This is a genomic window from Pseudomonas putida (assembly GCF_001636055.1).
Classification (GTDB): Bacteria; Pseudomonadota; Gammaproteobacteria; order Pseudomonadales; family Pseudomonadaceae; genus Aquipseudomonas; species Aquipseudomonas machongensis.
Genome location: NZ_CP011789.1, coordinates 4,175,985 through 4,198,444, shown reverse-complemented (window position 1 = coordinate 4,198,444; position 22,460 = coordinate 4,175,985). Strand labels below are relative to the sequence as shown.

Genomic DNA, 22,460 nt, shown 5'->3' with positions numbered 1-22,460 from the left:
TGAGGCCCTTGGAACAGCGCGTTTCGCGCACCGGCTTCTACGGCAAGCTGGTGACCCATGGCGATTTCCTCAGCCGGCGCCTGTCGCCCGCGTTCGTGCGAGGTTGGGATGACTGGTTGCAGGCCGGCCTGCGCGCCAGCCGCGAGCGCCTGGGAGCTGGGTGGGAGCAGGCCTACCGCTGTAGCCCGATCTGGCATTTCGCCCTGGCCGCCGGGGTCTGCGGCGAGCCCGCCTGGGCTGGCGTGATGATGCCCAGTGTCGACCGGGTGGGGCGTTATTTTCCCCTGACCCTGGCCTATGGCGGGCCGGACATTCCAGTGCTGGAGCGCCTGCGGCGCGACGGCGCGTGGTACGCCGAAGTGGAGCGCCTGGCATTGTCGACCCTGGAGACGGGGTTCGTGCTGGAGCGCTTCGACCGCGACCTCAGCCAGTTGCCCGCTCCATTACGGCCAGAGCCCGCAAGCATCGCGCCTGCGTGGGGGCAGCCGGCGATGGGCGCGATGTGGTCGGCGCTGCCGGAGCAGGACGGAATGGCGCAGGCGGTCGAACAGTGGTTGCTGCAACTGGACGGGCTGGCGGGGCAGCGGTCGTTGGCCGGGCATGCCTTGTTCTGGACCGAGGGCGGGCCGCAGGTGGCGCCGACGCTGCTGGTGAGCCGGGGTTTGCCGGGGGTGGGGTGGTTCGTTGGCATGCTGGGCGGGGAGGGTGGCGGCGCGGCTTGAGCTTCATACCTGCACCGCCCTCACCGCTGATCTTGAGTACAGCGAGGTACCTGTGGGAGCGGGCTTGCCCGCGAAAAAGACCCCGCCGTGTCAGGCACGGCGGGTCACGTCACATCCATCTCAAACCACCTCACAGCAAGCGGCCACCGCATCAATCTCCACCAGCATGCCATCCAGCGCCAGCCGTGGAACGGGGATCAGGGTGCAGACCGGATGCCCGCTTTCCCAGACCCGATTTGCTTCGCTGACCCATTCACGCAAGCGATGCTCATCATGATCGACGATCAACAAGGTCAGCTTGAACACCTGTTGCAAGCTCGCGCCCTGCGACCGCAGCGCCGTGTCCAAATTGGCCAGTGCCTGCCTGGCCTGCGCGGCAAACTCGGCGGGCAGTCGCCCGTCGACATCCTCGCCACCTTGCCCGGCAATGAACAACAGCCTGGCTCCAGGTGCTACTGCGGCGACGTGGGAGTAACCGTTGCTGCTCGGGTCGTACAGCCCGGGTGGATTGGACAGCGCGAATGCGGGACGGGAATCTGCGGACATGGGATTGCTCCAGAAGAAAGAGCGGGCAGTCTGCAACCTCGAGTCAACTTGAGGTCAAGCGCGTTTGTGGCAGAGAGAAGAAATCTCCTGGACACAACGCAGTCACTCAATCAGGCGGAAATCCTACGCCACGGTCATGCTGCACTCGATGCCGTGCGCTCGCTGTTGGAGTGAGTGCTGGCCCAGGTGGAGCTCAAGAGCCGAGCGCAGCCGCTGTCCCTGCACTCGTCCGTATTCATTCCAAAGGGCTTGCAGGGCCTCTGTGGGGGCGGGCTTGCCCGCGATCACGGGCAACGCCCGTGCCATGCACCGCATCGCCTGCTTCGCGGGTAAACCCGCTCCCACAGAGTGGACGTCGCACTTACGAAACGCGATTTTTCAGTGTCCGAAATGGGGCGAAAGCAGTCTTCCGCTACCGCCAGCTCCCCCTAAGGCGGTGGGCAATTTCAGGAATAAGGCTGAGTCGTTGATTGCACGATAAACAACGAAAACCATCAGGGTCAGCTAGAGTTTTGATGAGTACAACACCGCGAGATAACGATCATGCTAAAACAAGAAGCAGACGACGTGATTGAGCGTATTCGGGAAGATCTGAAAAGGCACGGTGTGCTGATCGGCTACGATCCCGAGTTTACTACTGCTGAATTCGGGTGCGACCTGGACCATCACGTTGCTCAGGTCAGAGAGGATCCGAACAACCGTGTGTTGCAGATTGCGATACATGACGAAGGGCTCTGGAATCAGCTCCAGCAGGGAAATGTGTATCGGTGTAGCGTCAGTGATTGTCGAGGAAAGCTCTTCGGCATTCCTATTACGATAGAACCGAGAGAGGATGAGTCCTACACCATTGAGTACAGGCTCTGAAGTTTCAGGAGGGTCGTCTGCCGTCCAGATTCCCGTCCCGCAGACGAGTCGGCAGATCACCCTCTGTCGGAAGCAAAAAGCCCACAGCGATTTTCGCAGTGGGCTTGCGTCCATACAGGATGCCAAGCCTCGATCCCATCTGCCCTGATGTCCAGGAACTGCCTGTCGAGCTGCAGTAAGGATGGCGCATCAGTTGTTGGCACAGCCATTCCCCACGATTCTGTACTCCATGATATGCCGCTCGCCATTGGAGTCGTCGTAAGTCAGCTGCATCGGCACAACTTCGCAGACATTGGGCACCGGCGTAACAGCCACAACGTGCGCGATATCCAGGTTCTGAGAGTAGCGATAGGGTTCAACCGTCATTGGTGCAGCTCGAGTGCCTTGGTCATCGGCCATGGCAACAGAACCAAGGCAGCCTAGGAACAGAACGAGTAAGAGTTTCATGGTGATCACCTGTACTGAGGGCGTAAGAAGGCCTGAGCATCCGATTGGCGCTCAGTCGTCATGAATGTTGGGGATGGCCCGGCGCGGTATGGCACCGGGCTGAGCTACATCAGAAAGGCTTGGTAGGCAGGTACTTGCCGTCCAGGGTGATCACAGCACGGTGGCCACCGTCCGGGTCTTCGACTTTCTTGATGTCCAGCTTGAAGTTGATGGCGCTGATGATGCCGTCACCGAACTTCTCGTGGACCAGCGCTTTGAGGGTGGTTCCATACACCGACATCATTTCGTAGAAGCGGTAGATGGTAGGGTCGCTCGGCACGCCGTCGAAGAAACTGCCGCGAATCGGCATCGATTGCAGCAGTGCGACTTGATCAGCATCGAGGTCGAGCTTTTCGCCTACGACCTTCGCGGCGCTTTCAGGCAGCGGATGCTGGCCAAGCAAGGCCGCGGTGACGAAGGCCTCGGACAGGCCCGTACCGTCAACGATTTGCGCGAAGGACAGGTCTTTGCGAGCCTTGGCCTGAATGATGACTTCGGTCAGTTCCTGGCGAGCGGTGCGGGTGGCTTGGGTCTGGATCATGGTGAGTCTCCTGGGTAAGAAAAGGTGCAGGTACAGGTTTCAGGCGACGTGCCTGGCTGGCTGGGAAACGGCGTGGACTTCTGGGTGTTCCGCGAGAGACACGAAGGTGCCGGTGCTGCCATCAAAAGCGTCGATACGTCCGCTCTCGATGTCATAGATCCAACCGTGCAGGGTCACGCGGCCTTCTTCTAGCGCCAGGCGTACGGAGGGGTGGGTCTGGATGTTGGCCAACTGCGCGACCACGTTTTCGCGCACCATGGAGGCAACCTTGCTTGGTCCGTCCGCGTGCTGACGGGCCTCATTGACTACCTTGGCTGAGTCGGCATACCGCAACCAGCTGGCTACGGCGGGCATGTGATCCAGGCATTTGCAGGTGGCGATGGCGGTCATCGCGCCGCAGTCGGAGTGGCCGCAGATCACGATGTCTGCAACCTTGAGTCCGGCGACCGCGTATTCGACCGACGCCGAAACCCCACCCGGCTCTGGCCCGTACGACGGCACGATATTGCCGGCGTTGCGGATGACAAACAGATCGCCTGGCTCGCGTTGGGTGACCAGCTCAGGCACCAGTCGGCTATCAGAGCAGGAGATGAAGAGAGCCTTTGGCGCCTGCTGATTGGCAAGGTCCTTGAACAGTTTGACCCGCTCCGGAAAGGCATTTTTTTGAAACTTCAGAAATCCGTCGATGATCGCTTTCATGGTTGCTGTCTCGATGTCGCTGGGTGTGAGACGGAGATTAAGCAGCGCATGGCATAAGGTAAAAGTCTCATTTATTATGAGTTGGATCAGATTATCTTATGGGTATGGACATGCTCGCTCGCCACATCCAGTACTTCCTGGCCGTTGCAGAACATCTCAGTTTCACGAAGGCCGCAGCAGCGCTGCATGTCTCTCAGCCGGCGCTTTCTCAGCAAGTAAGGCAGTTGGAAGAGAGCCTGGGAGCCCAGTTGTTCGACCGATCAGGCCGCACGACGCGTTTGACTGACGCGGGGGATGTCTACCTTCTCTATGCGCGCCGTGCGCATCAGGAACTGCAGGAAGCCAAAAGGGCTATACATGATGTCAGCGACCTCAGCCGTGGCTCATTGCGTGTTGCGGTAACGCCGACGTTCACGACCTATCTGGTGGGGCCGCTGATCGAGGTATTTCACTCCAGATACCCCAAGATTACCGTCAACCTGAAAGAGCTTTCCCAGGAGCGTATCGAGGAGCTGTTGTTGGCGGGAGAGCTGGACGTAGGGATCGCTTTTGATGAAATACATGCGCCGGATATCGAAGCCATCCCCTTGCTGAACGAAACGCTTGCTTTGGTCATGAACCGCAGACACCGCCTGGCCGAGGAACGCTCCATTACCTCGCACGGCCTGAGTGCAGAGTCTTTGGTCTTGCTCAGCACAGAGTTTGCCACTCGCGAGCAAATCGACCGCTACTGCCGCAAATATGAGATTCGTCCCAAGGTGCAGATGGAGGCCAATGCCCTCGGCGCAGTGATCGAGATCGTTCGCCGGACGAATCTCTCGACCTTGTTGCCTGCCAGAATTGCGTTGGCCCATGACGACCTGGTGGCCATCACACTGGAGCCGGAGCGCTTGCAGCGACGGGCCGTTCTGATGCGGCGCAAAGACGCCTTTCTGAGTGCGGCGGTGCGTGTCTTCATCGAGCTGGCTAAAGAAATATCCAGCGATCTTGATCAGTGAGGGTTTGCGCGACCGCAGGATGTGCGTGTGCAACAGGGCCCAAGGGCAGGTGCAACGATGATGGCCTTGCAAATTCGCTCAGCGTAATCAAGGTGACGTCTGAGGTATCTAATACCTGCAGAGAGGCCACGGACCCACCTTAGATTCCCACTTCAAAACCAAGGTCCGCAGCTATGCGCGTCGACAAGGGATCAAACACTGAAGCCGTGCTAATACAGGCTTGACCTTGAAGTATTCTGCGGAAGTTATTAAGTAGTTCATGGCGGGAACGGCTTCGCATGGCGATCTCTTAAAATTATCTAGTGAGGCGTAAATTGAAGCCGTGCTAGGGTGGGTGTTGGATGTTGTGACTTATAAATAAGTGCTTAACAAGGTTGAGAGATGGGCAGTTTAGGGGTATTCGCTAAACTGCCCCAGCTCGTCACTTGATGAAACGGACTTGGCTATTGATCTTCTCGATGACTGCACCTTTGCGTTCGTTGAAGCGGGCCTTGTTCTGCTCGAACAGGTTGTTGCCCTTGGTGTCGATGGAGATGATCAGAGGCCCGAATTCACGCACACGGTTAACCCACAGCGTCTCCGGCATGCCTAAATCCTGCCATTCGGCACGTTCGATTTCCTCAACCTGCGTGGCGGCCAGTACTGCGCAGCCGCCGGGAAATACCGCGTGTACGGCTTTGTTCTCCAGGCATCCGGTAGTGGTCTCCGGCCCCATGCCGCCCTTGCCTACGATCAGCTTGACACCGGTCTGTTCGATGAACTGCTTCTCGAATTTTTCCATGCGCATGCTGGTGGTCGGGCCGATGGACACCATCTCGAAACTGCCGTCTTCTTTCTTCTTGACGATCGGGCCCGCGTGGAAAATAGCGCCGCCACGCAGGTCGACAGGCAGCTCGCGGCCCAGCTCGATGAGGCGGCGGTGGGCGACGTCACGGCAGGTCACCAGTTGGCCGGTAAGGTAAACCACATCGCCGACGTTGAGGTTGGCCAGATCTTCGTCGCTGATCGGGGTGTTGATGATCTTCTTCACAGTACTACCCCTTCGTGGGAGAGGATGTCATAGGTCAGGTCGGCGTTGATGCGGATTTTGCCGCGGCGGTGTGCCCAGCAACCGGTGGATACTGCCACGCCAATGGTCGAGGGGTGACGCGCCGAAGACTCGATATTCACGCCCATCACGCTGCTGTTGCCGGTCAGGCCCTGCGGGCCAATGCCGATTTCGTTGAGGCCTTCTTCCAGCAGCTTTTCCATCATCGCCGCGCTTTCGTTCGGGTGGCTGGAGTCAACTTCGCGCAGAATCGCCTTCTTCGACAGGCGAGCTGCGGTCTCCACCGAGGTGGAGACACCCACACCTACCAGCAAAGGTGGACAGGCGTTTACACCACGGGAGGTGATGACATCGAAGACAAACTCGGTCACCCCTTCATAACCTTGGCCTGGCATCAGTACCTTGGCCGAACCCGGCAACGTGCAACCGCCACCGGCCATGTACACGTCGACGATGGCGTAGTCGGCATCGGGGATGATTTCCCAGTCCAGCCACGGGATCTTCGAGCCGGTATTGGTACCCGTGTTCTTCTCGATGAAGGTTTCCACCGCGTTATGGCGCAGGGGGCCATGGACAGTGGCTTCCTTGGTAGCATTTTCGAGGATGCCTTCCATTTCACCGAGCAGCGGAAAACGCGCTCCGGCCGAAATGAAGTACTGGATCACGCCAGTGTCCTGGCAGCTCGGCCGGTTGAGCTTGTCGGCGTATTCCTGGTTGTCGGCCATCGAGTCATACACGGCAATAGCCAGTGGATTGGTTTCGGCTGCACGCAGCTTGGCCGTTTTTTCCTTCACGTCTTTGGGCAGGCGTTTGCCAATATAGGCAGTGAATTTGGCCAGCGTGTCGGTCAGCGATGAGACGGCTGCTTCTTTATCTATGGTATCCACGGTTATTTCCTCAGTGCATCACAAGGTGTTTTTTTTCAGGGCTGACGGCAGTGAGTGGAGCCGCACCCTCTAACGCTTCTTTCTCTGGTTCAGCGCAGGCCTTGCCATCAAGAATCTGGTTCATCCGGTCGCTATCAAGCGCACCAACCCACTTCGCGATGGCCATCGTTCCCACCGCGTTGCCGATGGTGTTGGTGATAGCGCGAGCTTCGGACATGAAACGATCGACGCCTAGCAGCAGCACCATGCCCGCTACCGGAATGTTGTCCATGGTGGCCAAGGTCGCAGCGAGCGTGATGAAGCCTGAGCCAGTAACCCCTGCCGAACCCTTGGAGGTGAGTAGCAGCACGCCGAGTACGATCAGTTGATCCATCAGGGACAATGGTGTGTTAGTGGCTTGGGCGATGAAGATCGCGGCCATGGTGTAGTAGATGCACTGGCCGTCAGGATTGAAGGTGAGGCCGGAGGGGATGACCAGGCCGACGACTGGCTTGGACACACCGACCTTTTCCAGCTTGTTCATCATTTGAGGCACCACCGACTCAGATGAGCTGGTGCCGAGCACGGTGAACAGTTCTTCGCGCAGGTACTTGAGAAACTTCCACAAGCTGAAGCCCGACATCCGCGCGATGCTGCCCAGGATGATCACCACGAACAGGAAGCAAGTCAGGTACATGGTCGCCATCAATTTTCCTAGCGACGCGATTGAGCCCAAGCCGTACTTGCCTACGGTGAACGCCATTGCGCCGCAGGCTGCCAACGGCGCGACGCGCATGACCAAGCCAACGATGTAGAACATGCCATGGGAGAATGACTCCAGCACGTCAACGACCGGCTTGCCGCGTTCGCCGAGATTGGCCAAGGCAATGCCCAGCAAGGAAGAGAAGAGGAGGATCTGCAGGATCTCATTCTTGGCAAAGGCGTCGATTACGCTGCCCGGAATCAGATGGAGTAGGAAGTCGGTGACACCGCCCGTGCCAGTGGCTGCGGCTGAGGTGTAAGTGGAAATTGCATGGGTGTCCAGGGTGGCTGGGTCGACGTTCATCCCTTGTCCGGGTTGCACCAAATTGACAACGATCAGGCCCAGAACGAGAGCAAAAGTTGACAGTACCTCGAAGTAGATCAGGGCGCGGACACCGACCCGACCCAACTCTTTCATGTTTTCCATTTTGGCGATGCCCAGCACCACCGTCGCGAAGATGATGGGCGCGAACACCATCTTGATCAGCTTGATGAACGCATCACCCAGCGGCTTCATGTCCACGCCGAGCTGCGGCCAGAACACTCCTAACAGGATGCCGAACGAGACCCCGATCAGCACCTGCACGTACAACTTACCTACCCATCGCTTGGCCATTGCCGTCTCCGAATTATTGTTGTGAGTCGGATTTATGTGGCGACTGGGCTACGTAGCGGGAGGAAAACCTCCTCACAGGCTGGCAGCTAATAGCCCAGATTTTTTGTGGTTAATCACGCAGGCCTAAGGTAATGGTTTTTTCAAAACGGTGTAATACAATGAAATTAAACTCATTGTTTACCTAGAGTTAATTATGAACCCAGTGTCTGAGCTTGCTTTCTTTATTCAGCTGGTCGGGGCGGGCAGTCTGGCGGCCACCGCTCGCGAGCTGAACCTCACTCCACCTGCAGTGACGAAGCGTCTTGCGCAATTGGAAAAGCGCCTTGGGGTGCGCTTGCTTAATCGGACGACACGCAGCATCAGCCTCACGGCGGAAGGTGAGACCTATCTGGTTAATGCCAAGCGGATCCTTGAGGAGATTGAAGAGATGGAGCGGCAGGTCTCAAGCAGCCGAGCCGAACCGAAGGGTTTGCTGCGTGTGAATGCGCCTCTTGGCTTTGGGCGTACACATGTAGGGCCGGCAATTTCATCCTTTGCCAAGCGTTACCCTGAGGTGGAGGTCCAGCTGCACCTAAGCGATCGTCCTATACATCTTCCTGATGACGCGATCGATGTGGCTATTCGTTTCGGTGAGCTACCGGACTCCAGACTGATTGCTCGAAAGATTGCCACCAACCGCCGACGTCTCTGTGCCACGCCGAGCTATCTCGACACCTTCGGCAGACCGGAGTCTCCACGTGATCTCATGAAGCATAACTGCATAGTATTGCGGCAAAACGATGCGGCATTTGGCACTTGGCGATTGAGTCGGGGTAAGCAAACTGAGTCCATCAAGGTGCATGGTGGCTTGAGTACCAATGACGGTGAGGTCGCTTTGAACTGGGCCTTGGAGGGGCATGGGATACTTATGCGTGCGGAGTGGAACCTAGCTGATCATTTACGATCCGGAAGGCTTGAAGAGGTGCTAGGGGACTATGAAACACCCCCGGCGGACATCTATGCCGTTTACCTGGAACGCCTGAATTTATCTGCGAAAGTGTCATTTTTCATTGAACACCTCAGGAATTTTTTCAAGAGCAAGGGAGATCAGCAGGAAAATAGTCTTTCTGCCTGGGCGCGTTAATACTGTATCGCACCTGTTGTTTAGAGCATCGACTGCTTCTGGCTAGAGGCTGCCCTTGGCGAACGTCTGCTTTGGGTCGTTAGCGGTCAGTCGTGAACGGCACCAATCGACCCATAGCGGCCACCCCCGAGTGTCGAGGGAGACCGCGTCTGGTTTACTGAAAAAGGCCGCAGAAGGCTGTTCCGCTACACAGCTTTTTCCGTCCGAGGTTGTGCATATGATTTACTGAAAGACCTGCTACCGATGAACGCGCATGCTATTGCGATGATGCAGATCACGAGGCCCATCGAGAAAACGTAGACAAAGTTGTTCCATTCGGGTGCCTGGGATGCATCACCTGATGCGGTAGATAGCAATCCTCCAACCACTTGGGCTCCAGTAGTTGCACCAATCGCTTTGGCTACGAAGTTCAACCCGGTAAAAGTGCCAACCCGGTCATCAGGCACGCCCATTACCATCAAATTCATGGCTTGCGTGATGGTTATCCCCGAGCCAAGGCCTGCGCAGAGCATGGAGATAATTACCAGCGGCAAGCTGCCTGCCGACTCAAGAGCCAACCAGAATCCGGCTCCCATGATGAGAGGGCCCACTACGGAGGCGGATGCTAGCCCTGCGTATCGCTCAACAAGGTTGACGATAGGGGAAGCCACACCGATCAGTACTCCAGGTAGCAAGATCAAACTGGTTAACGTGGCAGTCGCACCTAGGCCATAGCCTGTACTCAAGGCTTGCTGAACCTGCATAGGTACTGAAACAAAAAAACTATTGATCACATAGCCGGCGGCCATCATCAGCACGAGGCCCGAAGTGACGCTGAAGCTGCGGAGCACCCGCAGCTCGACCAGTGGATCTTTATGTGTGAGTTCGGCCCAGACAAATGCGAGCAGGGAACATAACGAAACGGCACATGTGCCTAGAAATGAGGTAGACCCCCATCCCCATTCAGGCGCATAGGTGAGTCCGATCAAAAATGTGCCCAGGGCAATGGCGAAAAGGACCAGGCCTTTTACATCTATGCTCGGCTTCGTCTTGGATTTTGAGGGGCAGGGAGGTAATAGCATCCAGGCTGCTGCTATCAGTATCATCAGCGCCAAAAAGGGCGCCCAGAAAAGGTATGTGTAGTGATAATTGTCAGCAATGGGCCCCGCGATCAGCATCCCTAAGGCGGTAGACCCATAGATAGCAGAGATCATGAGGCTGTTGCTGAATTTCAAAACGCTCGCCGGTTGCGTATCTTTCATGATCCCGACAGCAAGCGGGACCATACTCAGGCCGAACCCTTGTAGCAGTTGCCCGATGATCAGCATCTGCATCGATGCTGAAAGTGACGACACCAACGTGCCCGTGGCGACGATGAGCATGATCGCCATGATCAGCTTACGTTTGTCATAGATGTCAGCCAGGCGGCTGATCAATGGTGTAACGAGGGGGCCTGTCAACAGAACACCTGTCATCACCCAAGTGACTTCGGCTCGTGTCGCACCCAGTTCAGCCTGGATGATCGGCAGTGCAGGCGACACCAGTGACTCGATTGCTTTGTAGACGCCGACGGCGCCAACGGTCACTGCGAGACAGACGCCCAAGGCGACGCGTCTATCTTGAGTGTTCTGACCGTCAGGAATGGAATGCTGCATATTCTCTCCTGGTGGGCACACTGATCTGGTCAGTTGCCCTTTCTTGTTATGTGGGACTCTACGCGCTATTTCGGCTACGGGTTAGTACCGTTCTTCATCAGTGCTTTCGCTTCGAAAACGGTCTGAAATGCGTGCGTTAACCCACTGGATACAGGCTCTTTTGGTTATTCAGTTTGGCTGAGTACTTGTCGATTCTCGATCTCCTTAAGGCGGATGTCTGGTTGGGGTGAAGGTTTGGCGCCGAGCGGGAAGTCAGAAAATGGAAAGCGGGTACTGCGTGATCAGACGAACCTGGTCGGCGTCGCCATCAGCCTGCGCGGAGTTGGCGCGATGGATCGTTTGCTGAAGGGTGATGGAGAGGTCTTTTGCTGGGCCGCTCTGGACGACGTACCTGATCTGCGTATCACGCTCCCAGTGCTCGCCTCCACTGCCGAGCTGCGCGTAATAGGCATAGGCGCCGTTCGGGTCGACTTTGGTGTTGTCGATGTCGCTACCTTTTATGTAGCGCGTCATGAACGTCAGGCCGGGCAAGCCCACACCGACGAAGTTGAAGTCATAGCGCAATTGCCACGAGCGCTCATTTGGGGAGTTGAAGTCTGAGTAGTAGAGCGAATTGGCCAGGTATATCGAATCGCCGTCCCCCAGGTAATCGAATGGCTGATCGCCGTCGATACGCTGGTAGGCCACGGTGAATGAATGAGCGCCCAGTGACAGGCGCCCATAGGCACTCCAACTATCGGTATCAATGGTGCCTGCGAGTGCTTTTCCCTCATCGCGAGTGCGATAGAAGTCACCTCCCAGTACCAGCGATACGGCCTGCGATAACGGCAGTGTTTTCGTCAGGCTGAGGTAGGTCTGGTTCCAGACGTCTTCGAAGTTTGCCTGGTAGATACTGGCCGAGGTGGCCTCGTCGAACTGGTAGTCAGCTCCCAAATAGCGTGCGGATTTAAACGCCGTCCCACCGTAGTCAGTGGACAGCTCTCCGTCATGGTTACTACTTGCTTTGTATCGAGTCGAGTGAAAGGAACCGGCTTGCAGATTCAGCCGGTCAATCGAAGTGTTCTGTACGGAGACGCCACGAAAGCTCTGCGGCAGCAAGCGGCCATCGCCATGTCTGAATACAGGGGTGCTGGGGAACAAATCACCGGCTTTTACTTCGGTATCAAATGCTTTGAGCTTGATGGCTCCGCCCGCAGCGCTGTACTCACCTTCGGCTCGCCTGTTGCTATCCAGCGGAAGCAAATTGGTACCTGAGGTCCCACGCCCACTATCCAGCTTGAACCCCGCCAGGGCATGGGCATCGAGTCCGAACCCGACTGTGCCTTGGGTGTAGCCCGAACTGAAGAGCGCCTGGATGCCGTGCGCCCATTCCTCCCGGTAATTCTGCTGACGGCCATTGAATATGCCGTTGTCGTGGTAGTTGCGGTAGAAATAGAAATTGCGATTGATCACTTTCAGCGAGCTGTCGTGAACGAAGCTTGCACGTTGTTCGGCAGCCAGAGCCGAGCAAGTAGTAAGCAGCACGGCTGTTGCGCACAGCTGGCCCAAAGCTTGATTGCGGTGGGACATGAACGAACCCTCTCAACGATGCTGAGGAAAACCGGAATTTCCACATACGCAGTCAGGTAACCAGCCGCAATGCAGGGCAAGTCAGACTCCTGACGTAGCGAAGCAGTATTGGACCTATCGTTGAGAAATGCGTGTTGGGCCACCGTCGAGCGGCCAGAGGAGATGCTCACAATTGAACATGAGCGCGGGTTGATGCAGGCAAGGCGGCTGGTTCTTGGCTGACATGTGACGAGTTTCCTGTTTTTTATATTTTTTATCAGTCTGCCTGAGCATTTGTGCGTACGTTCAAGGCGTTCCACACGGCGCTCTGGCGCGCAAAGCAACTCTGGGTTCGGCGTTGACTTATTCAGGCAAGCTGCATAAATGGCCACCGACGGGCAAGGTATAGCGATGGAGCAAGCAGCTGTCAACAGCCTCAGACGGTAGGTCCTGCCTGCATTTTTCCGTGGGATGGCCGTAGTCAAGAGGCTGAAGCCACAATCGAACCGTTCAGAAAAAAAACAGGTTGACTGAATAAATTTTCGTGATGAAAATCGGCATCACAACCTGTACACCAATTTGGGATACCAAGGTGCTTTATGACAAGAACAAGAATTTTGGCTACCGGCGATGCAATGCTGACTCAACGCATCTCCAGCAACCCAGACGACGATTTCAAGGCATTGGTGGAGGAAATTCGCTCTACTGATGTGGCCATCACCAACGTCGAAATGGTTTTTCCAGGTCGTGGGCGCATCGCTTCGACGACCATGCATGGCATTCCTTGTGGCGTCGATCCTGCACTCCTGTCGGAATTTGAGTGGATGGGGATTGATCTCTACGGCATGGCTCACAACCACGCGACCGATTACGGTGTGTCGGGATTGGTTTCATCGCTGGAAGCGCTTGAAGCGCGCGGACTGACCTATGCAGGGGCGGGTCGCACATTGCGTGAAGCTCGTGCACCCAAGTACTTCAGTGCCCCAGGTTGTCGAGTTGCCTACATTGCCGCGGGTTCAAGCAATGCCCGCCTGAACCTGGCCGCGGATCCGAGTGTTGGTGATGCTGGCCGCCCAGGCATCGCGCCGTTGCGGGTTCAAAAAACGCATTTCATCAAGCATGAACAGTTCGAAACACTGCGCGACATTTTTGCTGAAGCGGGCGTCAACGTAGCAGCCACTGGCACTACTGCTCCTGGGATTCACTTCCCTTACCCTGATAAGAACGTCTATGACTCGCCTCCCGAAGGCGGCTTTGCTGTTGAAGGGATCAACTTTGCGTCAGCTGATGCTTCAAAGGTGCAGACCGACGTTCTGGAGCGAGACATCGAGGCACTCGTGGCATCGGTCTCCGAGGCAGCCCGCCAAGCGGACCTGGTGTTCGTTGGTTTGCACTGTCATGAAGGTGTTCAAGGGCGCTGGAACACCGAAGTCCCGGCTGAATTCATGCAACCGGTGGCGCGTCGTCTTATCGATGCCGGTGCGCATGGTGTTTTCGCACATGGCCCGCACATGCTGCGTGGTGTCGAACTCTACAACGGCCGGCCTATCTGCTATTCGCTCGGAAATTTCATCTTCAACGTTGAATCCTTCGATTCCTTCCCGCTTGAGGTGTACGAGCAGCAGGGCATGCCGCTGAATTCAACCACTGCTGATCTCTTCGACGTTATTACCGGTTACGAGAGGCAGCCCTTGTTTTGGGAATCGGTGGTTGCGCGTTTCACCTATGAAAATGGTGTGCTTGTCGATAGCGAGTTGCTCCCGATCACCTTGGGTAGGGATACGCCCCGAGGCCGTCGAGGTTGTCCGAAATTAGCTTCATCCCAAGATGGGGAGCGCATCTTGTCTCGGCTGAATGAGTTGTCCAAGCCGTTCGGAACTGAGCTTCTCATTGATGGTGAACAGGGTCGATGCATCGGAAGGATCAAGCTCTAATTCTTACGAATAGACCAGTTACACCCAAACGTTACATAAAAAATACTAAAGTCGTGTGAGCGAGCGCAGGTCCAGTCGGACCTCGCTCCGCAGTAAAAAAGCGAATAATAGGTATGCCTGTATGAGTGCCGATGCTATTTCTCGTGAAGCGTCTGATGAGTCCGCCAGCGGCGAGCCCACTTCCCCTATACTGGTTAATGCGCCCAGGAAGCGCTGGTTTACATTCATGGGGGCAGGCAGCCTCATCGCTGTCGGCTACATGGACCCTGGTAATTGGGCAACTGCTTTGGGCAGTGGCTCAAAATATGGTTATGAACTGCTTAGCGTTGTACTGATTGCCAGCCTGATGGGGCTCTTGTTACAACGCATTGCGGCGAAGGTAGGGGTTATCACCGGGCGTGATCTTGCGCAGTTGTGCAGAGAGCGTTGCGGTAAGCGTACCAATATCTTCTTGTGGGTAACTTGTGAAATATCAATCATCGCTTGCGATGTGGCAGAGGTGGTAGGGAGTGCCGTTGCCCTTCAGTTGCTTTTTGGTATTTCATTGACCTCGGGTGTATTGATTTCGGCTGTTGCAACCCTGGTCATGCTGCTATTGCAGATCCGCAGCCAGCGTCCATTACAAGTCGCCATCTCATTCTTGATTCTTTTAATTGGCATCTGCTTTGTAATTCAGTTGTCGCTTGCGAATCCTCAATGGGGGGCAGTTGCCGGTGGCCTGGTACCTTCGCCAGAACTCCTTCGAGATGCGGGTATGGTGTGGTTGGCTGCGGGCATCCTTGGCGCAACCGTGATGCCACACAACTTGTATCTCCATTCGGCACTGGTCAAACAGCACGGAGTAGGAGCGAGTGAGGGGCAGGTTCAGCAGATCTTGAAGGGCGTCAATGTGGATACGACGCTTTCGCTGGGTGTCGCATTCACGATCAACGCGGCATTGCTCATTGTCGCGGCTGCGGTTTTCAATGTAAGCGGTCATACCGAGGTGAATGATCTCGCGGATGCGCATAGACTCATTTCACCGCTCTTGGGTAATCAGTGGGCCAGTATCCTGTTTGCCTCTGCATTGCTTGCATGCGGCATCAATGCAACCGTGACAGGAACCTTGGCAGGCCAAGTGGTCATGGAGGGTTTTCTCAAGTTAAAGATGGCGCTATGGGCTCGGGCATTACTAACACGTGGTTTGGCGATAGGCCCTGCGCTACTGTGTGTCGGGGTGTTTGGTGATAACGGATCCAATGAGTTGTTGGTGGCGAGTCAAGTCGTGCTGAGTTTGCAGCTACCCCTTGCAGTCATTCCGCTCGTTGCGTTTGCCGCGAGCAAAGAGTTGATGGGTAAGTATCGTATACGTGGCGGTACTTGGGCGCTAGCGCGGCTATGTTCAAGCATCATTGTGCTACTTAACTTTGTGCTGCTTGCCCAGATCCTGTCTGGAGAATGAATCAACATAGCGCGCTCTTGGCTGTAGTTTGAATGTTGGTTGAAATTCACAGTTTAAAAAATTAAAAAATTTTTGTTGCATGCTTCAAAATCACGCTGTAAACATATTCAGGCAGGCTGAATAAAACGACAGACATATGTCGGAGGAGATAAAAATGACAATTGAGATCCTTGAACGTACGGAGAGTCTGGAAGCCCAGGTCGATCAGGTAGAAATTACCGTTATCGACACTGACGTCCACGTCGAACCGAAATCATTTGAAGAACTGCTTCCTTACCTGGACGCGCCTTGGCGCAATATGCCCAACCTTATCGACAGCGTGCCGTTCAGTCGGTCCACTTACAAGACCCTGGATGGTGGTGGTCGCAAGGATGCGTATCCGGAAGTGGGCGATATCGGTTCTTGCCCTGATATGGTCGGGCAACAGATGTTCGTCGATGATCCCACCGACTATGCCATTCTGCTGCCTTGGAGCTTCCGTGGATTCACCACCGACCCCAAGCTCGATACCGCCCTGGCCGGAGCAGTCAACGCCTGGCTGGCAGACACCTGGCTGAGCAAATACAACGCTGAAAACCGCTACGTTGGTTCGATCTCGATCTCGGTCGATGATCCTATCGGTGCTGCCAAGGAGATCGAGCGCTGGGGCAATCATCCAGCATTCCGCCAAGTGATGATCGGCCACTACGGACCGCGCCCGTTTGGCCATCCAATGTATGACCCGATCTGGGAAGCGGCTGCCAAATACAACCTGCCTATTTCCATGCACTTCCGGGGCGGTGCCACCCAGCCCTTGGGATGGACGTCGACCGGTCCATTGCAGTACTTCGTCGAATACCACTCACTGATTGCACCGATGGCCTACGCCACTCACATGGCCAGCTGGATCTGCAACGGCGTACTCGATCGCCATCCGAACATGAAAGTGCTCTTCGTTGAAGGTGGCTTCCTTTGGTACCAACCGATCATTGATCGCATGGAGCGCCACTGGGACAAAACTGCCAAGGAACTGGGGCTTAAGAAAACGCCGCGTGAATATGCGCGTGATCACTTCCGCTTCGCTACGCAACCGATCGAAGAAAACACCGATCCGCACAAGATCGCCGAATTGTACGAACAGGCCAATGCTGCGGAGCTGGTGATGTTCTCCAGCGACTACCCGCACTACGACTACGACCCGCCCAGCAAAGCGCTGCCACGTTCGTTGGATGCCAATACCCGCAAGCGGATCATGTCTGAAAACGCGCGATTGGTTTACGACCTTCCCAAAACGCGACCCATTGACCGCTTCGACCGTGCCGGAGGTGCAAAATGATCATCGATTGCGCAGTTCACCCAGTCTTTGAAAACGAAGAATTCAACCAAGCCATCGGTGCTCCCTGGAACCTGCTCAAGCTGCCCCCGCTGTTTGGCGAGAAGTATCGTGCGCCTTTCGACCAATTCTCGGTTGCTGCGGACAAAGCGTCGAGCCCTGCTGCTGTTGCAGAGCACCTGCGTCGTTCAGGTGTGGATTACGCGGTGCTGAGCCCGACGACTCGCGGCTACTGGCCAAACCCGCAGCAGGCAGCCTCCGTAGCCCGCGCTGCGAACGATCTGCTGTGCAAGAAGTGGCTGGACGCGCCGGAAGCGGAAGGCAAATTCCTCGGTTCGATCCGCATTGCGCTGAACGATACCGATACCGCACTTCGTGAGATCGACCGCTGGGCCGATGACAAACGCTTCGTACAGATCGTCGTGCCGGCGCGGGCCTTGGCAACCTACGGCGAACAGCGCTTCTTCCCCATCTGGCGCGCTGCTGCGGAGCGTGGACTGGTTGTATTCGTGCACGATGACTTCGCCACCCTGGTCGAGCCGGCACCCTCGCAAGTGGGCTTCCCAAGCTACTTTGCCGAGCACCACGCGATCCGGCCCATTTCCTCGATTGTTCAACTCACCAGCTTCGTCGTGGCCGGTGTATTCGAGCGCTTGCCTGAGCTTCGCGTAGTGTTTGGCGATGTGAGCGTTCATGCCGCCCGCTCGCTGCTGATCCGTACCGACAAAGACTGGCAGTCCGACCGCCTGGAAGTGCCATGGGTCAGCAAGGATCCTACGACTTACCTGGAGAACCATGCCCGGTTCGTGACACAGGCCGATGACGAGATCTCGCCACACAGTGGCGCTGCGACCGACACCATCGGTGGCGACAACGCTTCGCTGGTGGTCTTCGGCAGCCGCCACCCTTACTGGGATGGTGTCGTCGCCAACGATGTGTTCCCAACCTGGCCCGAGGCTGAGCGCGCCAAATGCTTCTCCACCAACGCGTTGCAGTTCTATCCACGAATCGCCTCGTTGATTTCGTCAGAAGTCGCCTGCTGACCTCTGCCCAGCGTCATTCGGAGAATTTGATATGCGTTACATCGTCGGTCCTGTCAGTGAGTTGCCACCAGGTCAAACCAAGGTGGTTTACCCAGAGAAAGTCAAAAGCGGTATTGGTGTCTTCAATGTGGATGGTGAGTTTTATGCGCTGAAAAACACCTGTCCGCACATGGGCGGTCCATTGTGCCGTGGCCGAGTTCGCGGTACCTCCGCAGCCGAGCTTCCAGAAGATGGTCAACCCGAGATCCATTGGGTGCGCAATGGCGAGATCATCGCTTGCCCTTGGCATCACTGGGAGTTCGAGATCAAAACAGGCAAGACGATCTTCGAATCGAGGCAGAAGGTCAGGACCTACCCGGTGGCGATCGAATGCCCTGAAGAGTTGGAGCGCCTCAAGGCGGGTGTGGAAACCATTCCCGTCAAGGTTGAAGACGCGACCATTGTTCTGGAGATCTAAGCGCCATATTTGACGCTTGGTTTGGCCCTGGCTGGCTGCTGATCCTAACCAGAGTCGGCAGCCTCCGGAAGTGAGGTTCCAAAATGTCCGAACGTGAGTTTGAAGTATCCATCAGCCATGTTGAAAAGGTCGCGGAAGGGGTACTGCGTTTCAGCTTGACCCACCCCCAAGGGCAAGAGTTGCCAAGCTGGGAGGCGGGAGCACACATTGATGTTGGCCTGAGTATCAATGGCAAGGGGACTACACGGCAGTACTCGTTGTGCAGTCGCCCGTCCAACAGGAGCGCCTGGCAGATTGCGGTGAGGCTTTCTGAAGAAGGGCGGGGAGGCTCCGCACACATTCATCAAGCCTTCGCTGTAGGCAATAGAATCAAGGTGAGCCAGCCGCGAAACCACTTTCCCCTGATAGCGGCGCGACGCTACTTGTTCATTGCAGGGGGCATTGGAATCACCCCGATTCTGCCCATGATCGCGGAAGTGCACAGCGAAGGCTGTGAGTGGAGGCTTGTCTACTGTGGTCGGAAAGCGGCCTCCATGCCATTTACCCAGGCGTTGTCCGCGCAATACGGGGACCATGTGGTCTTCCATGAGAGCGCCAAAGATGGGCGGCTTGATCTGGCGACCGTCATTGCCTGGGCAGATGCAGACACGGTGATTTACTCCTGTGGTCCTGCCTCGATGCTCGATGGAATCGATACCCAGTGTGCTTCCTGGGCGCCCGGTCGCGTGCACTATGAGCGTTTCGCCGCTCAAGAAGTAGAAGCTGAAAATGGAGCTTTCGAGGTGGAGTTCGCACGGTCAGGTATCACTGTAGAGGTGCCAGCCGACAAAACCATTCTTGAAGTCGCTGAAGAAAATGGCATCGACATTGACTCTTCCTGTCAGGAGGGGGTGTGCGGTGCGTGCGAGACACGCATTCTCAGCGGTTCTCCAGATCATCGAGACACAGTCCTGAGCGCCAAGGAACGGGCGGCGGGGCGGTCCATGATGGTCTGCGTATCACGATGCTGCTCATCGCGGCTGGTGCTCGACGCCTAAGCGCATCCGCGTACCCATCCATTCAACGTGCAAAGTATTCCACCTTTTCGCTCAGGTTCGGAGAGTAGATCCATGTCCAATGAAAATAACAAAGTGTCGAGCGCTTCCAGCCTTCCAGCTCACAGGAAGGTGATTCAGGAAGTCGGAGCCGCAGCGGGTCGTATCAACAGCATCAACCATCTGGTGATGTTCACCCACGATATGAATGAAGGCGTTCGCTTCTATCGCGATGTGCTTGGAATGCGCGTTGTGCGTACGCAACGGTTCAAGACTACCGGTGAGGGACTGCGGTCGGCTGCGCACCATTCGAGCGGATCGGCGGTGGCGGCTGCTGAGGTTTCCGCCGTGTCCGTCGAGATACTGCTCAAACAGGTGTTTTTCGAGATGGGTAATGGCGAGCTGTTCTCGTTGTACGAGGCTCCAGGAGTCGCCGAAAAGCCAGCAGCACCGGTGAGTTCGTTGCTCTGGCCTGCCAGTGTCAAAGAGGGGTGGAGCCAGCCAGTCGTGCCGCAGAAGCTCGACCACCTGTCATTCGATGTCTCTAGCCACGATGAGGTGTTGTGGTTCAGGCAGCATCTGATTGCGCACGGCGTGGCTGTGTCCGAGGTGTCGGAGCGTCGAGGTGTCAACAACACCCACCGGTTCATTTCCTCCATCTACTTTGCCGATCCAAGTGGCAATCCACTTGAGATTTCGTCGTTCGATGCCTCCGACACCGCCTGGCAAAGCTACGACTTCTCGGACTGGTTCATGGACGAGCAACCGGTTGATGCCTTGCTTGGCTCGGCACAGGCACAGCCTGGCAACCACAAACCTCGCTGGCTCAAGCCGGGCGAACGGTGATTACGATGGAGTTTGAGGAAGTCGCAGGATGGGGAGGAGAGCTTTGGGCGCATGACGTTACTGGCGTGGCAGTAGATGCCCAGGACCGGGTTTATGCACTGAAGCGGGACAAGCATGCTGTCACTGTCCTGAGCCCACAGGGAGAGGTGTTGACTAAATGGGGGCACCCCTGCATTTCTGACCGACCGCATCTTATCTCTATCGGCTTTGATGAGTTGGTCTACATCGCTGACGACGGTGGGCATCAGATCCATGTCTTTGACTTGGAAGGTCAGTGGCTGGAAACGCTTGGAAGTGGCGTGCCCTCTAGTACGGGCTTTGATGCCAGTATTGGCGGTGTGGAGCAGGCGTACGATTTGACCGTGGGCGGCCCACCTTTTCATCGTCCCACGAAGGCTGTCGTGTCGCCCTCAGGTGAGCTATTTGTTAGCGATGGATATCGCAACAGTAGAATTCACCGCTTTTCCGAGCAGCGCGACGCGGTCTATTCCTGGGGCGGCCCTGGGGCAGGGCCGGGCTGTTTTGTAATCCCGCACAGTGTTCAGGTGGACGCCAGCGGCAATGTTTTCGTGTGTGATCGGGAAAACGACAGGATCCAAGTCTTCTCTCGGAGCGGCGAGTTTCTTAGCAGCTGGGAGAATGTTCAGCGCCCAACCGACATTGCGTTTGACCCTAGCGGGAGAGCCTATGTGACTGAGCTACCCCGTGGGCCTCGCGACATCAAGTCTTGGCGACTGGGCCGGGCTGAGGAAGAGATGGCCGGTGCTGTATCGGTGCGTTCGACTGATGGCAGTGCTTTGGCCTGGTTACCCGTTTCCGAGGCAGGGTTTCCTGCGCCGCATGCTGTTGCTGTGGATTCCGAGAATGCGGTTTACGTGTCGGAAGTGCCGGAGTCTTTCGCGTCCTACACCGGGAGGGCTCTGAAAGAGCATCGCTGCCTGAGGAAGTTTGTTCGTGTTCGTTAAAACGGAGCCGATGTGATGATCAAATGTGGTGATGCGCTACCAGATGTGATGCTGTTCGAGTTTGCCGAGGACTCGGCAACTGGGCGTTCTGGGCCTGTGGGCTTTTCGTTGAAGCAGCGTTGGAGTGGCAAGCGCATCGTGCTGTTCGGGCTGCCTGGCGCGTTCACCCCCACCTGCTCGGAACGGCATGTTCCAGGCTACCTGGACGCTGCCCAAGAACTGCACTCGGTTGGTATCGACGAAATCGTCTGCATTTCGGTGAACGATGCATACGTGATGAAGGCTTGGGGTGATGCTTCCCAGCCCGAGCCCTTGATCAGCATGATTTCGGACGGCAATGGTGATTTGACCAAGGCGCTGGGCCTTACCCAGGATCTTAAGGCTCGTGGAATGGGCGTGCGTTCTCACCGCTACGCGATGATCGTGGATCATGGTTACGTCACGTACCTCAGGGTTGAAGAGCCTGGGAAATTTGAGGTCAGTGATGCGCGGACCATGCTTGAAAATCTTCCGGATTCACGCCTGCTGGTCAGTGCCTAGGCAACCGCTGAGCAGGCGCGATTCAGGAAATTTCTCGTCTGCTGATCACGCGTTGGATCAACTGGAGTCCGCGTTTGAGTTCATCTCGCTCTGTTTCACTGAGGCTTTCAAGGATCACCGTGTTCAGCCAATCTTCACGAACCGCAAACACTTCATCGAGCGTGTCCCGGCCTTTGCCGGTGAGTTCCAGCACAGTGGCGCGGCCGTCAGTGGGGTGCGGCCTGCGCACGATCAAACCTTCTTTCTCAAGTGCTTGCAGGGTCGTCGACATGGATTGCGGCCGCACACGCTCTGCTATTGCAAGGTCCGTCATGCTCATGGTGCCTGACCGTTGCAGATGGCCCAATACCGTGAGCTGCGGCAATGGCGGCCCGTTCTCGACCCGTACGAGTCGAGCCCCTCTGCCTAAAGTCTCCCGCAGCTCGAAGGCGAGTT

The 22,460-nt window shown here is 56.4% G+C and carries 23 protein-coding genes and 1 pseudogene; 13 read left to right on the top strand and 11 right to left on the bottom strand.

The features are described from left to right. The first annotated feature begins 8 nt into the window (after positions 1–8). On the top strand, positions 9–722 hold the full coding sequence (gene tagF, locus AB688_RS18835) for a type VI secretion system-associated protein TagF (RefSeq protein WP_063545509.1): 714 nt from the start codon (positions 9–11) through the stop codon (positions 720–722). Positions 723–842: 120 nt separating this feature from the next. Here tagF and AB688_RS18830 read toward each other — a convergent pair whose 3' ends face one another. Further along, positions 843–1,268, bottom strand: coding sequence for a RidA family protein (locus AB688_RS18830; protein WP_063545508.1), 426 nt, complete (start codon positions 1,266–1,268; stop codon positions 843–845). A 543-nt stretch (positions 1,269–1,811) separates the two neighbouring features. Here AB688_RS18830 and AB688_RS18820 point away from each other — a divergent pair. Next, a complete protein-coding gene (locus AB688_RS18820; RefSeq protein ID WP_054895303.1) occupies positions 1,812–2,132 on the top strand; it encodes a hypothetical protein in 321 nt (106 codons plus the stop codon). Positions 2,133–2,321: 189 nt separating this feature from the next. On the opposite strand, the gene AB688_RS18815 is transcribed toward AB688_RS18820, so the two are convergent. The 3 genes from AB688_RS18815 to AB688_RS18805 form a co-directional block, all read right to left on the bottom strand. Next, a complete protein-coding gene (locus AB688_RS18815; RefSeq protein WP_063545506.1) occupies positions 2,322–2,579 on the bottom strand; it encodes a DUF2790 domain-containing protein in 258 nt (85 codons plus the stop codon). A 109-nt stretch (positions 2,580–2,688) separates the two neighbouring features. Next, positions 2,689–3,159, bottom strand: coding sequence for a cyanase (cynS, locus tag AB688_RS18810; RefSeq protein ID WP_054895305.1), 471 nt, complete (start codon positions 3,157–3,159; stop codon positions 2,689–2,691). Between the two features lie 39 nt (positions 3,160–3,198). Then, entirely contained in the window at positions 3,199–3,858 is a 660-nt protein-coding gene (locus AB688_RS18805) for a carbonic anhydrase (RefSeq protein ID WP_063545505.1), read from the bottom strand. Between the two features lie 110 nt (positions 3,859–3,968). Between AB688_RS18805 and cynR the strand changes: the two genes are divergently transcribed. After that, a complete protein-coding gene (cynR, locus tag AB688_RS18800; protein ID WP_063546823.1) occupies positions 3,969–4,856 on the top strand; it encodes a transcriptional regulator CynR in 888 nt (295 codons plus the stop codon). Positions 4,857–4,911: 55 nt separating this feature from the next. Here cynR and AB688_RS27240 read toward each other — a convergent pair. The 4 genes and pseudogenes from AB688_RS27240 to AB688_RS18785 all read right to left on the bottom strand — a co-directional run. Further along, a pseudogene (locus AB688_RS27240) lies at positions 4,912–5,136 on the bottom strand (oxaloacetate decarboxylase); the annotation flags it as partial. A gap of 141 nt (positions 5,137–5,277) precedes the next feature. Next, positions 5,278–5,886 carry a L(+)-tartrate dehydratase subunit beta gene (ttdB, locus tag AB688_RS18795; RefSeq protein WP_028945996.1) on the bottom strand — a complete coding sequence of 203 codons (609 nt, stop codon included), beginning with the start codon at positions 5,884–5,886 and terminating at the stop codon, positions 5,278–5,280. Beyond that, positions 5,883–6,782 (bottom strand): L(+)-tartrate dehydratase subunit alpha, encoded by a 900-nt coding sequence (gene ttdA / locus AB688_RS18790; protein WP_081255345.1) that lies wholly within the window; start codon positions 6,780–6,782, stop codon positions 5,883–5,885. The genes ttdB and ttdA overlap by 4 nt, the downstream gene beginning before the upstream one ends. 19 nt (positions 6,783–6,801) lie before the next feature. Beyond that, positions 6,802–8,148: a dicarboxylate/amino acid:cation symporter gene (locus tag AB688_RS18785; protein WP_063545504.1), complete on the bottom strand. Its 1,347-nt coding sequence runs from the start codon at positions 8,146–8,148 to the stop codon at positions 6,802–6,804. A gap of 193 nt (positions 8,149–8,341) precedes the next feature. On the opposite strand from AB688_RS18785, the gene AB688_RS18780 reads away from it, so the two are divergent. After that, positions 8,342–9,271, top strand: a complete 930-nt coding sequence (locus AB688_RS18780; RefSeq protein WP_063545503.1) for a LysR family transcriptional regulator — start codon at positions 8,342–8,344, stop codon at positions 9,269–9,271. Positions 9,272–9,456: 185 nt separating this feature from the next. Here the strand turns inward: AB688_RS18780 and AB688_RS18775 are convergent, their stop codons facing one another. Together AB688_RS18775 and AB688_RS18770 are read right to left on the bottom strand one after the other, a co-directional pair. Then, the gene (locus AB688_RS18775) at positions 9,457–10,905 is read right to left on the bottom strand and encodes an MFS transporter (RefSeq protein WP_063545502.1); all 1,449 of its coding nucleotides are present in this window, start codon (positions 10,903–10,905) and stop codon (positions 9,457–9,459) included. Positions 10,906–11,157: 252 nt separating this feature from the next. Further along, positions 11,158–12,474 carry an OprD family porin gene (locus AB688_RS18770; protein ID WP_063545501.1) on the bottom strand — a complete coding sequence of 439 codons (1,317 nt, stop codon included), beginning with the start codon at positions 12,472–12,474 and terminating at the stop codon, positions 11,158–11,160. Between the two features lie 578 nt (positions 12,475–13,052). Here AB688_RS18770 and AB688_RS18765 point away from each other — a divergent pair. The 9 genes from AB688_RS18765 (at position 13,053) to AB688_RS18725 (ending at position 22,025) form a co-directional block, all read left to right on the top strand. Then, positions 13,053–14,387 (top strand): CapA family protein, encoded by a 1,335-nt coding sequence (locus AB688_RS18765; protein ID WP_063545500.1) that lies wholly within the window; start codon positions 13,053–13,055, stop codon positions 14,385–14,387. Positions 14,388–14,508: 121 nt separating this feature from the next. Continuing rightward, positions 14,509–15,828 (top strand): Nramp family divalent metal transporter, encoded by a 1,320-nt coding sequence (locus AB688_RS18760; RefSeq protein ID WP_063545499.1) that lies wholly within the window; start codon positions 14,509–14,511, stop codon positions 15,826–15,828. A 154-nt stretch (positions 15,829–15,982) separates the two neighbouring features. After that, positions 15,983–17,143 carry an amidohydrolase family protein gene (locus AB688_RS18755; protein ID WP_063545498.1) on the top strand — a complete coding sequence of 387 codons (1,161 nt, stop codon included), beginning with the start codon at positions 15,983–15,985 and terminating at the stop codon, positions 17,141–17,143. After that, on the top strand, positions 17,140–18,183 hold the full coding sequence (locus tag AB688_RS18750; RefSeq protein ID WP_063545497.1) for an amidohydrolase family protein: 1,044 nt from the start codon (positions 17,140–17,142) through the stop codon (positions 18,181–18,183). Before AB688_RS18755 ends, AB688_RS18750 begins: the two co-directional genes overlap by 4 nt. Before the next feature lie 31 nt (positions 18,184–18,214). Next, positions 18,215–18,640: a Rieske (2Fe-2S) protein gene (locus AB688_RS18745; RefSeq protein WP_063545496.1), complete on the top strand. Its 426-nt coding sequence runs from the start codon at positions 18,215–18,217 to the stop codon at positions 18,638–18,640. 83 nt (positions 18,641–18,723) lie between these two features. Next, a complete protein-coding gene (locus tag AB688_RS18740) occupies positions 18,724–19,677 on the top strand; it encodes a PDR/VanB family oxidoreductase (RefSeq protein WP_063545495.1) in 954 nt (317 codons plus the stop codon). Between the two features lie 72 nt (positions 19,678–19,749). Next, entirely contained in the window at positions 19,750–20,520 is a 771-nt protein-coding gene (locus AB688_RS18735; RefSeq protein ID WP_063545494.1) for a VOC family protein, read from the top strand. 5 nt (positions 20,521–20,525) lie between these two features. Beyond that, entirely contained in the window at positions 20,526–21,485 is a 960-nt protein-coding gene (locus tag AB688_RS18730) for a hypothetical protein (RefSeq protein ID WP_063545493.1), read from the top strand. A gap of 15 nt (positions 21,486–21,500) precedes the next feature. Beyond that, positions 21,501–22,025, top strand: a complete 525-nt coding sequence (locus AB688_RS18725; protein WP_063545492.1) for a peroxiredoxin — start codon at positions 21,501–21,503, stop codon at positions 22,023–22,025. A gap of 22 nt (positions 22,026–22,047) precedes the next feature. Here the strand turns inward: AB688_RS18725 and AB688_RS18720 are convergent, their stop codons facing one another. Further along, positions 22,048–22,344, bottom strand: coding sequence for a MarR family winged helix-turn-helix transcriptional regulator (locus AB688_RS18720; RefSeq protein ID WP_231100254.1), 297 nt, complete (start codon positions 22,342–22,344; stop codon positions 22,048–22,050). Positions 22,345–22,460: the final 116 nt, after the last annotated feature.